The organism is Aliivibrio fischeri, assembly GCA_038993745.2.
Classification (GTDB): Bacteria; Pseudomonadota; Gammaproteobacteria; order Enterobacterales; family Vibrionaceae; genus Aliivibrio; species Aliivibrio fischeri_B.
Genome location: CP160629.1, coordinates 315,227 through 328,345, shown reverse-complemented (window position 1 = coordinate 328,345; position 13,119 = coordinate 315,227). Strand labels below are relative to the sequence as shown.

Annotated in this window: 1 protein-coding gene, 1 tRNA gene, 4 rRNA genes and 1 pseudogene; all 7 read right to left on the bottom strand. The window is 43.7% G+C overall.

Annotated features, from left to right (window positions below):
* Positions 1-52 precede the first annotated feature (52 nt).
* A 16S ribosomal RNA gene (locus tag AAFX60_001620) occupies positions 53-1,603 on the bottom strand.
* Between the two features lie 366 nt (positions 1,604-1,969).
* Positions 1,970-2,085, bottom strand: a 5S ribosomal RNA gene (gene rrf, locus AAFX60_001615).
* Between the two features lie 92 nt (positions 2,086-2,177).
* Positions 2,178-5,067: ribosomal RNA gene (locus tag AAFX60_001610) — 23S ribosomal RNA — on the bottom strand.
* Between the two features lie 273 nt (positions 5,068-5,340).
* Positions 5,341-5,416 (bottom strand) — tRNA-Glu (locus AAFX60_001605).
* A 67-nt stretch (positions 5,417-5,483) separates the two neighbouring features.
* A 16S ribosomal RNA gene (locus AAFX60_001600) occupies positions 5,484-7,036 on the bottom strand.
* Together the 16S, 23S and 5S rRNA genes with 1 tRNA gene alongside form the textbook arrangement of a ribosomal RNA operon.
* A 514-nt stretch (positions 7,037-7,550) precedes the next feature.
* Complete coding sequence (locus AAFX60_001595) at positions 7,551-11,180, bottom strand: translocation/assembly module TamB domain-containing protein (protein XDF77947.1); 3,630 nt, start codon at positions 11,178-11,180, stop codon at positions 7,551-7,553.
* Between the two features lie 166 nt (positions 11,181-11,346).
* Positions 11,347-13,067 (bottom strand): annotated as a pseudogene (locus AAFX60_001590) (autotransporter assembly complex family protein).
* Positions 13,068-13,119: the final 52 nt, after the last annotated feature.

The window sequence follows — 13,119 nt, the reverse complement described above, 5'->3', positions numbered from 1 at the left end:
TTTTTTAACCTAATCAATCTGTGTGAACACTCATAAATCGCAATCTATCGTTTAAGGAGGTGATCCAGCCCCAGGTTCCCCTAGGGCTACCTTGTTACGACTTCACCCCAGTCATGAACCACAAAGTGGTGAGCGTCCTCCCGAAGGTTAAACTACCCACTTCTTTTGCAGCCCACTCCCATGGTGTGACGGGCGGTGTGTACAAGGCCCGGGAACGTATTCACCGTAGCATTCTGATCTACGATTACTAGCGATTCCGACTTCATGGAGTCGAGTTGCAGACTCCAATCCGGACTACGACGCACTTTTTGGGATTCGCTCACTATCGCTAGCTTGCAGCCCTCTGTATGCGCCATTGTAGCACGTGTGTAGCCCTACTCGTAAGGGCCATGATGACTTGACGTCGTCCCCACCTTCCTCCGGTTTATCACCGGCAGTCTCCCTGGAGTTCCCACCATTACGTGCTGGCAAACAAGGATAAGGGTTGCGCTCGTTGCGGGACTTAACCCAACATTTCACAACACGAGCTGACGACAGCCATGCAGCACCTGTCTCAGAGCTCCCGAAGGCACTAAGCTATCTCTAGCGAATTCTCTGGATGTCAAGAGTAGGTAAGGTTCTTCGCGTTGCATCGAATTAAACCACATGCTCCACCGCTTGTGCGGGCCCCCGTCAATTCATTTGAGTTTTAATCTTGCGACCGTACTCCCCAGGCGGTCTACTTAACGCGTTAGCTCCGAAAGCCACTCCTCAAGGGAACAACCTCCAAGTAGACATCGTTTACGGCGTGGACTACCAGGGTATCTAATCCTGTTTGCTCCCCACGCTTTCGCATCTGAGTGTCAGTGTCTGTCCAGGGGGCCGCCTTCGCCACTGGTATTCCTTCAGATCTCTACGCATTTCACCGCTACACCTGAAATTCTACCCCCTCTACAGCACTCTAGTTCACCAGTTTCAAATGCGGTTCCGAGGTTGAGCCCCGGGCTTTCACATCTGACTTAATGAACCACCTGCATGCGCTTTACGCCCAGTAATTCCGATTAACGCTCGCACCCTCCGTATTACCGCGGCTGCTGGCACGGAGTTAGCCGGTGCTTCTTCTGTAGGTAACGTCAAATCCATAGCTATTAACTACAACACCTTCCTCCCTACTGAAAGTACTTTACAACCCGAAGGCCTTCTTCATACACGCGGCATGGCTGCATCAGGCTTTCGCCCATTGTGCAATATTCCCCACTGCTGCCTCCCGTAGGAGTCTGGACCGTGTCTCAGTTCCAGTGTGGCTGATCATCCTCTCAGACCAGCTAGAGATCGTCGCCTTGGTGAGCTCTTACCTCACCAACTAGCTAATCTCACCTGGGCTAATCTTAGCGCGAGAGGCCCGAAGGTCCCCCTCTTTGGTCCGAAGACATTATGCGGTATTAGCTATCGTTTCCAATAGTTATCCCCCACACTAAGGCATATTCCCAGGCATTACTCACCCGTCCGCCGCTCGACGCCCTTAACGTTCCCCGAAGGTTCAGTTAAGTCGTTTCCGCTCGACTTGCATGTGTTAGGCCTGCCGCCAGCGTTCAATCTGAGCCATGATCAAACTCTTCAATTAAAGTTTTTTTTGCTTTGTTTCAGCAGAAACAAAACCGACTCAATGATTAATACTGATTGTTACATAAAAGTAATTTTGTGTAGTCACTCAGTTCATTGATAATGTGTTGATTATCAATTCATAAGTGCCCACACAGATTGATTTGGTTAAATTGTTAAAGAGCTTGTCTTTCAACCACTTAGCGTTTCCGCTTCGTCGTTTCAGGCTGCGTATAATACGCTGTCTGATTTGAAAGTCAAGATAATATTTTCAACTTTTTCAATTATTTTTGAATCGTTAAAAACGTTATGTTGACTTGGCTCACAGTGACAGTCTGGGAGCGAAATAAAAGCCCGTTCAACTGAACGGGCTCTTATTCAAATTCAAGCCTGGCGATGTCCTACTCTCACATGGGGAAACCCCACACTACCATCGGCGCTATTACGTTTCACTTCTGAGTTCGGCATGGGATCAGGTGGGTCCATAACGCTATGGTCGCCAAGCAAATTCTTTAATTCGGAAAGCTTAATTCTTAATGCACATTCAAATTCGTTTCTTGCAACTTTAAATCCGTTCAAAACCCCTTGGGTGTTGTATGGTTAAGCCTCACGGGCAATTAGTATCAGTTAGCTCAATGCCTCGCAGCACTTACACACCTGACCTATCTACGTCGTAGTCTCCAACAACCCTTTAGGATACTTAAAGTATCAGGGATGACTCATCTCAGGGCTCGCTTCACGCTTAGATGCTTTCAGCGTTTATCGATTCCGAACTTAGCTACCGGGCAATGCCACTGGCGTGACAACCCGAACACCAGAGGTTCGTCCACTCCGGTCCTCTCGTACTAGGAGCAGCCCCCTTCAATCATCCAACGCCCACGGCAGATAGGGACCGAACTGTCTCACGACGTTCTAAACCCAGCTCGCGTACCACTTTAAATGGCGAACAGCCATACCCTTGGGACCGACTTCAGCCCCAGGATGTGATGAGCCGACATCGAGGTGCCAAACACCGCCGTCGATATGAACTCTTGGGCGGTATCAGCCTGTTATCCCCGGAGTACCTTTTATCCGTTGAGCGATGGCCCTTCCATTCAGAACCACCGGATCACTATGACCTGCTTTCGCACCTGCTCGAATTGTCATTCTCGCAGTCAAGCGGGCTTATGCCATTGCACTAACCTCACGATGTCCAACCGTGATTAGCCCACCTTCGTGCTCCTCCGTTACTCTTTGGGAGGAGACCGCCCCAGTCAAACTACCCACCAGGCACTGTCCGCAACCCCGATAAGGGGCCAACGTTAGAACATCAAGCATACAAGGGTGGTATTTCAAGATTGCCTCCACACATACTGGCGTACGTGCTTCAAAGGCTCCCACCTATCCTACACATGTAGGGTCAATGTTCAGTGCCAAGCTGTAGTAAAGGTTCACGGGGTCTTTCCGTCTAGCCGCGGGTACACTGCATCTTCACAGCGATTTCAATTTCACTGAGTCTCGGGTGGAGACAGCGTGGCCATCATTACGCCATTCGTGCAGGTCGGAACTTACCCGACAAGGAATTTCGCTACCTTAGGACCGTTATAGTTACGGCCGCCGTTTACTTGGGCTTCGATCAAGAGCTTCGACCGAAGTCTAACCCCATCAATTAACCTTCAAGCACCGGGCAGGCGTCACACCGTATACGTCATCTTACGATTTAGCACAGTGCTATGTTTTTAATAAACAGTTGCAGCCACCTGGTATCTGCGACTCCCGGCAGCTTAGAGAGCAAGTCTCATCACCGCTAGGAGCGTACCTTCTCCCGAAGTTACGGTACCATTTTGCCTAGTTCCTTCACCCGAGTTCTCTCAAGCGCCTTAGTATTCTCTACTCGACCACCTGTGTCGGTTTGGGGTACGATTCCTTACAATCTGAAGCTTAGAGGCTTTTCCTGGAAGCATGGCATCAATGGCTTCACTACCGTAGTAGCTCGACATCGTATCTCAGCCTAGTGTGATCCCGGATTTGCCTAAGATCACAGCCTACATACTTGAACTTGGACGACCGTCGCCAAGCCCACCTAGCCTTCTCCGTCCCCCCATCGCAATTGTAAGAAGTACGGGAATATTAACCCGTTTCCCATCGACTACGCCTTTCGGCCTCGCCTTAGGGGTCGACTTACCCTGCCCCGATTAACGTTGGACAGGAACCCTTGGTCTTCCGGCGAGCGGGTTTTTCACCCGCTTTATCGTTACTCATGTCAGCATTCGCACTTCTGATACGTCCAGCACGCTTTACAACGCACCTTCAACCGCTTACAGAACGCTCCCCTACCCAATACAGTAAACTGTATTGCCGCAGCTTCGGTGTATAGTTTAGCCCCGTTACATCTTCCGCGCAGGCCGACTCGACCAGTGAGCTATTACGCTTTCTTTAAATGATGGCTGCTTCTAAGCCAACATCCTGGCTGTCTGAGCCTTCCCACATCGTTTCCCACTTAACTATAACTTTGGGACCTTAGCTGGCGGTCTGGGTTGTTTCCCTCTCCACGACGGACGTTAGCACCCGCCGTGTGTCTCCCGGATAGTACTTACTGGTATTCGGAGTTTGCAAAGGGTTGGTAAGTCGGGATGACCCCCTAGCCTTAACAGTGCTCTACCCCAGTAGTATTCGTCCGAGGCTCTACCTAAATAGATTTCGGGGAGAACCAGCTATCTCCAGGTTTGATTGGCCTTTCACCCCTAGCCACAAGTCATCCGCTAATTTTTCAACATTAGTCGGTTCGGTCCTCCAATTGATGTTACTCAATCTTCAACCTGCCCATGGCTAGATCACCTGGTTTCGGGTCTATATCCAGAGACTGAACGCCCAGTTAAGACTCGGTTTCCCTACGGCTCCCCTAAACGGTTAACCTTGCCACTGAATATAAGTCGCTGACCCATTATACAAAAGGTACGCAGTCACACCACGAAGGTGCTCCTACTGCTTGTACGTACACGGTTTCAGGTTCTATTTCACTCCCCTCACAGGGGTTCTTTTCGCCTTTCCCTCACGGTACTGGTTCACTATCGGTCAGTCAGTAGTATTTAGCCTTGGAGGATGGTCCCCCCATATTCAGACAGGATATCACGTGTCCCGCCTTACTCGTTTTCACTGATGATGAGATGTCGGTTACGGGGCTATCACCCTGTATCGCGGCACTTTCCAGAGCCTTCACCTGTCTCATTAAAAGCTTAAGGGCTAACCCAATTTCGCTCGCCGCTACTTTCGGGATCTCGGTTGATTTCTCTTCCTCGGGGTACTTAGATGTTTCAGTTCTCCCGGTTCGCCTCGCTACGCTATGTATTCACGTAGCGATACGTGCTTATGCACGTGGGTTTCCCCATTCAGAAATCCCAGACTCAAATGGTTTTTACTACCTAATCTGGGCTTATCGCAAGTTAATACGTCTTTCATCGCCTCTGACTGCCAAGGCATCCACCGTGTACGCTTAGTCACTTAACCATACAACCCCAAGAGGTTTCGTATGGCATAAACAACCAAGGTTGAACTCGTCATTGCGAGTTCTGGTTTTTCGCCGGATTCAAAATACAAGAACACTTGAATGTGTTGTTCTTCGTTTTACAAAGTAAAACAAAGGATATTAAGAACTTTTAAATTTTGATTTAGATAACTCGTAAGTTATTTAAATCAGTCAGCTTTCCAAATTGTTAAAGAGCGATTTCACGCTTATGCGTGTAACCATTTTTAAAGACTCTCCAGGAGAATACTTAAAGATGGTATCCCGTAGGGGAGTCGAACCCCTGTTACCGCCGTGAAAGGGCGGTGTCCTAGGCCTCTAGACGAACGGGACACTAAGATACTCTAAATTCAAAACCTAATTAATCTGTGTGAACACTCATAAACCGTAATCTATCGTTTAAGGAGGTGATCCAGCCCCAGGTTCCCCTAGGGCTACCTTGTTACGACTTCACCCCAGTCATGAACCACAAAGTGGTGAGCGTCCTCCCGAAGGTTAAACTACCCACTTCTTTTGCAGCCCACTCCCATGGTGTGACGGGCGGTGTGTACAAGGCCCGGGAACGTATTCACCGTAGCATTCTGATCTACGATTACTAGCGATTCCGACTTCATGGAGTCGAGTTGCAGACTCCAATCCGGACTACGACGCACTTTTTGGGATTCGCTCACTATCGCTAGCTTGCAGCCCTCTGTATGCGCCATTGTAGCACGTGTGTAGCCCTACTCGTAAGGGCCATGATGACTTGACGTCGTCCCCACCTTCCTCCGGTTTATCACCGGCAGTCTCCCTGGAGTTCCCACCATTACGTGCTGGCAAACAAGGATAAGGGTTGCGCTCGTTGCGGGACTTAACCCAACATTTCACAACACGAGCTGACGACAGCCATGCAGCACCTGTCTCAGAGTTCCCGAAGGCACTAAGCTATCTCTAGCGAATTCTCTGGATGTCAAGAGTAGGTAAGGTTCTTCGCGTTGCATCGAATTAAACCACATGCTCCACCGCTTGTGCGGGCCCCCGTCAATTCATTTGAGTTTTAATCTTGCGACCGTACTCCCCAGGCGGTCTACTTAACGCGTTAGCTCCGAAAGCCACTCCTCAAGGGAACAACCTCCAAGTAGACATCGTTTACGGCGTGGACTACCAGGGTATCTAATCCTGTTTGCTCCCCACGCTTTCGCATCTGAGTGTCAGTGTCTGTCCAGGGGGCCGCCTTCGCCACTGGTATTCCTTCAGATCTCTACGCATTTCACCGCTACACCTGAAATTCTACCCCCCTCTACAGCACTCTAGTTCACCAGTTTCAAATGCGGTTCCGAGGTTGAGCCCCGGGCTTTCACATCTGACTTAATGAACCACCTGCATGCGCTTTACGCCCAGTAATTCCGATTAACGCTCGCACCCTCCGTATTACCGCGGCTGCTGGCACGGAGTTAGCCGGTGCTTCTTCTGTAGGTAACGTCAAATGCTGCAGCTATTAACTACAACACCTTCCTCCCTACTGAAAGTACTTTACAACCCGAAGGCCTTCTTCATACACGCGGCATGGCTGCATCAGGCTTTCGCCCATTGTGCAATATTCCCCACTGCTGCCTCCCGTAGGAGTCTGGACCGTGTCTCAGTTCCAGTGTGGCTGATCATCCTCTCAGACCAGCTAGAGATCGTTGCCTTGGTGAGCTCTTACCTCACCAACTAGCTAATCTCACCTGGGCTAATCTTAGCGCGAGAGGCCCGAAGGTCCCCCTCTTTGGTCCGAAGACATTATGCGGTATTAGCTATCGTTTCCAATAGTTATCCCCCACACTAAGGCATATTCCCAGGCATTACTCACCCGTCCGCCGCTCGACGCCCTTAACGTTCCCCGAAGGTTCAGTTAAGTCGTTTCCGCTCGACTTGCATGTGTTAGGCCTGCCGCCAGCGTTCAATCTGAGCCATGATCAAACTCTTCAATTAAAGTTTTTTTGGTTGCTCTGTCTTTTCTATAAAGAGAAGCAGAAACAAAACCGACTCAATGATTAATACTGATTGTTACATAAAAGTAATTTTGTGTAGTCACTCAGTTCATTGATTAGTTATTTGCTTTCGCAAATAGTGATTATCAATTCACAAGTGCCCACACAGATTAATAGGTTTCTAATTTTTAAAGAGCTTTTCTTCTACTTTCAAAGCGTTTCCGCTTCTCTGTGAAGAGGACGGTCATTTTAGCTAATTAAACTTTCGTGTCAAACACTTTTTTAAATTTAATTTTCAAACCGTTTTTCTTACCAACCCTTTGCAGCTCTTGGTTGAGCGCTCCGTGTCAGTGAGGTCGCATTATAGGGAGTTCGATTTCATTAGCAAGCATAAAATAGCTTTTTTTTTATATTTTATGCTTGTTTGATGGCATTTTATTCAAAAGAAAACTTATCTTTTTTTACCCTTATCATGGCAACAGCTTACCCACAAAGTTATCCACATTTGACCTATTTTAATCAAATTCAAACTGGTAAATTAAATCCACTGCATTATCTACTCCTGATACAGCTTCTATATAGAGGTCACTGATAATTCGATACCTCAATGTAAATTCACCTAATGAATTAAATATGCCGACTCCATACTTCACTTGTAATCCAGGGGCTATATAACCACTAATCGTTACTTGTGAATCTTCTCCTGAACCCGCCGTATCTAATTGTAGATCTTGCACACCGAATGCCTGACCTATTTCACCGACAACCTTTCCGCTTTTTGCCAAGCTTAATCCAATTAAAGTGGTTGTCATGGCATTACCACCCGACTCCCCATCAATATCTTGCCCTCTTAATAAATAAGAAAGCGCATTTGCTTGAGGCATACTTGGTGATGAAAAGATTTCAACTCTTGGTGTATCCGCTGGACCTGTAACTTTAATACCAGCAACAACATCATCTTTTGTATTCTCAGGGTTTCGAACCGCCTTTATATCTACATAAGGCTGGTCTGCTGGACCGTTAAATAGAATTTTACCTTTTCTAATTTGTAAATCTTGCCCAAATGAACGATATGTCCCTTCTTCGATATTTACTTCACCTGTAATAAATGGCCCTTTATTTTTTTGAGTAATATTAAGATTACCAACTAATCCACCTTCTAAACCAAATGCTGATAGCAGTACATCATCACCAATATTGATATTAATATCGGTTTCAACCGTCATAGGTAATGGTGATGGTTTTTCTATTGGTTTTAGATCATCACCAAGAATGATTTCATCTTTAGATACCCCAATGGCACTCTCTGGTAATTCTTGAACAACAATCCTACCCCACGGTATACCAATAGAACCCGTAATCTTAGCGAGTGTTGGATTAATTCGAATCTTCATATCAGGCTTAACTTTGAGTTTTACCATGGGTGGCACATTGACTTGTAATTCGTTGCCAAAAATATCTAAGCCAGCATCCCACTTATTCAGGTCACTCCAATGCGCAGCACCATCAATATGCAAATCACCATCAGCAGTCGTAATTAATGAGCTTAGTTTTCCGCTATGGCCAGAAAAGACAATATCAACATTTCCCTCATTAATATCTACGGGAGATACCTCACCTTTGACTTTTATCTCATCGATACTCAAATTACCTGACAATTTCGGGTGTTCTATTGGCCCAGAAATATCAATATCAGAATTCACCATTGCCCTTAACTGGCTGTATTCCCCTAGGATAGGTTCTAACATCGCTAATGAGACTTTCTCTATCTTTGAATTACCCGTTAATGTTTTTGCTTTTGTTAACTGATCAATTTTCATATTTCCTGTTAGTTGACCATTATCAGTTAACGCTAGCAGCCAATCAGTAGTTAACTCATCATTTTTCATTTCAGCATTAACAGTAAAATCATCCCAACCAATAATAAGAGGGCTTTCCATCTGCTGTTGAATATTCCCCTTTGGAAGATGCAATTTAGCTTTAACATAAGGTGATTGACCAACAGACCACTTAGCTAATGCATCAAGATTAACTTCGCCATTAATAACGGTTTCTTCTGGAATGAATTTTTGTAGTTTACTAAATTCAAAATGTTTAATGCTGATATCAGCATCACCAGACTTTCCTGCATATAAATCTTTATTTAAGCAGAGAGCAGTTTTCCCCTGACTCCAGCAGTTTGCCTGAACAAATAATTCTTCTTTTTTAATGTCGTAAGCAAGATCGGCTTTTTTATCTAAATTCCATGGTCCAATTTCAGTGATAACATCAGCTTCACTTAATTCCCCCTTCCAACCTTGAGTTCGATCAAGAGCACCTTTAAACACAAGATGAGAATCGATAACATTTGAATTTAAATCTATTTGTAATTTATGAGCTTGCTCTTTACCACTAAATCGAATGCTCAAATCATTCAATACTTGTTTTTGGTATTTCCCATCTAATAGCTTAATACTTAAATCTGCATCAATTGTTGGGGACGGTACAATATATCCTTCTATTGACGCTTTATTTAAGGTTGCTTTTTTAAGGAACTGCAGCCCTAATGCATTAATATCAACATCAACCCTAGGTTTAGTTAACTCTCCTGTTAATGCGACATTACCAATCAATTTTCCATAAACATCCGGTACACTATCTGATAATTCAGGAAAATCGATATCAACACTTAAATCCCACTCTTTATTTAACTCTCCAGAAACTGCTAATCCGTTATCACCATGATTGATTGTTAACTGGGAAATGTTTAAATGTGGTTCACCCACACCTTGAACATCATCCGCTTTTAATGCGCCCTGAACTAATAAAGGGTAATTTCTAAATACACCATTAATATCTATAGTTGGTACATCAACAACCCATCCACCATCTTTAGTTAAATGTCCATCAGTGATCAATTGCCCACTGATGTCACCTTCCGCTTCTGGCCACTGTAATCCGGGTTGTATATTCAGCAAATTAATATCTGTTTTCCACGATACCAATGAAGCCCAATTGACTTCTGCACTTCCTGAAATAGAACCACCTAACGTATCAATTAACAAATCGGATAAATCGACCTTCTCTAATGTTCCTCTTCCTTCTAAGCGCATATCTGTTTGAGGAATTGATTTCCCCTCTATATATAGAGCACTCGCAAAGTTATATTGCTCAAGATTGCCTTTTGTTTTTATATTGGGAATTTGAACCTTAATATCTTTATCGCCAGTTAATGGCCAGTACAGGTCACCTTTATAAACATGTACATCAAATGGAAATTTTTTATCTAAAGGGTGAACATTTGCATCGACTTTAACCTTTAAACCACCACTCAAGGTTAATGAAGCATTCAAATCAGCAACACTTCCATCAGCCTCTATAGCTAACTTATGACCTTTTAGTTCCGTTTCTTTTAGCTCAAGAAGTCCGTCTAAGGTAAGGGGATAATCTCCTTTTAAAACTATCTCATTATTAAGTGATAAATTTGCTTGTGGTACATCCAAGTAAAAATCATTAATACTCGCGTTATTTTCACCAGCAGTTGCCTTGAAATTTAGTTTGTTTACTTTTACGGGAGTCTCTTGCTGCAGGATAAAATCACGAAGTGCGAACTGTTCCACTTTTATATTTAAAGGAATAAATACTTCAGGTAAAACGATAGGCGCATCATCTTTTTTTGACGATGTTGGTTTTTCTGTATTTTTTTCAGAAGCGCTTTCACTTGAAGCAAGCTCTAAACGAATATGATCCCAGTTCAAGGGCGTTAATGTTAAATCACTTTTGTAGATATTCACTCCAGTAGAAAATGCTTTCCACTGAATATGATTTCCCAAAATATCCGCATCTATATTATTTAAAGTAATATTGGTTATTGCTATCGGGATAGGGATCGACAACAACGTATTTTCAGCAGTATCAGTTGGCTCTTCTTCATTTGAAGTTGGGAGTGTTGGAAAATCTAACGTCAGTCCATCCACAGAAATATCATCGATGCAAACTGAAGGGATTAATAAACAATTAGGTGTTAATGCAAAATGAAAACGAGAAATCTCCGTACTGAGTAACTGTTTATTATCATAGGTTATCTTCGATAATGTGAATTCAGGAATGACGCTGCCTTCAACCCCTTCAATTGATAACTCAGGAAGCGCTTTTTCTGCCCCCAAACTATCAGTTTTAATCCAGAATTAGTAAAAACAACAGCACCAATTATTAATAGGAGTAATAATAGTATTGATGGAAAAAAAAGAGCAAAGCAAAGACAGTGACGACTAAAACGTCGTTTTTTCTTCAACTCTTGATTGTTATGTTCTTCGTTCATTTCAATGGAACTCATACTTCAGGCCCCAAGGTAAAGTGGATTTTAAATTCGTCTCCAGGCTCAGCATCAAGCCCCATGCGAAATCGAGTCGAACTGGACCTACAGGCGAAGCCCATCGTATACCCACACCGGTACCCATTTTCCAATCTGGAGTATCTAGCCATGCATCACCATAATCAACAAACGTTGCAACCCACCAATTACCGACTACTCGATATTGATACTCAAGGCTAGCTGTCGCCATATATTGGCCACCAGTTAAATAACCTTCACTATCTTTTGGAGATACTTCTTCATATCCATAACCACGAATACTATTATCACCACCAGCGAAAAAACGAATTGATGGCGGTAACTTATAAAAATCATCAGTATATATTGCACCAATATCTGCACGAGCTACACCTCTGTGATTTTCTCCGATACTACGAACAATCGCACCTTGAGCTTGTAAACGTAATAACTTCACATCCGATGTTAAAGCTTGATCTGTCGCCTCAATGGTAAATGCTTTTTTATCTCCCCACATTGGCATCGTACCACCACGTGAGCGACTCTTAGAAAAAGAGATCCCCGGTAGCACTAACCATGCTGTGCCATCTTGTACACCTTGAGTAAATTCTTCATATAAAAAACGAGTATAGATAGTTCGATGCCAACCTGAGTCATAAACCCAATGTCTTTCAAAAGCTAAATTCGATTCCAAACTATCCGTATCATTGTTATCTACATTTTTAAGTCCATATTTAACAACGTAGTAATCTTTTAAAACTTGCTCTAACGGGATCTTATAAGAAATGGTTGCTTCTTGTTCTGGTTTTGAAATTGAAAGGGCGGTATCTAAACTATGTCCTTCCGGATTTAACCACGGCTTTTTCCAACGAATTTTTCCCCTAGCACCAACGTCAGTTGCATAACCAATACTTGTTTCTAATTGATTTCTTACTTGAGGAGAAAGATGAACTTTCATTGGCAATTGATATGTTTTTCCAACTGCGTCGATATCTGGCTCAACATAAACAGAAGAAAACCACTCTGTATTTGAAAGATATTGATTTAATTCACCAACTTGACTTGCAAGATAAGGGTCTCCTGCTTGAAATGGAATAATAGAACGAACTCTTTTTTCTTCAATTTGACTACCATCAATCGATGTTTCACCAAAACTGTATCGTTTACCACTATCATAATGAATTCGAACTATAGCCTGATGTCGTCTAGGAGCGATTTCCAATCTATTCGTTGTAAAGTCGCCATCAAAATACCCTTTTCTTAAGGCCAGATTTTGTAACGTACTTTTTAAACTTTCATATCGACCATGGTTAATCACTTGTCCAAGATTTAATCCAGAGTTATCGACCGCGTTAATAAAATCCTCATCTGCCGCCGCTTCACCACTAATTACTATATCACTAACATAGATAATTACAGGCTGGCCTGCGTCTATATTTACGAGCAAAGTACGATCAGATATATCCCCTTCAACAACAAAGGTTGTTGTTGATTGGTAATAACCAAGAGCTTTTAAGGCATCAGTAATACTTTCTTGAAGACGAGCTTGGAAACGAAGAGAGACAGAATAGTCTTCTTCTGGAATACCTGAGATATATGCTTCAACATTACTCAGTAAAGGTCCTTCTAATCCCTCTATTTCTAGTTCTGTTTCTGCTAAGGCTTGAGATGAGATAGCAAGCAAACAGACTATAATGAATAAAGGTAACTTCTTTATCATACTTGTAATTATTCTATTGATTCATTAATGCATTATATGCAATGGTAATTTA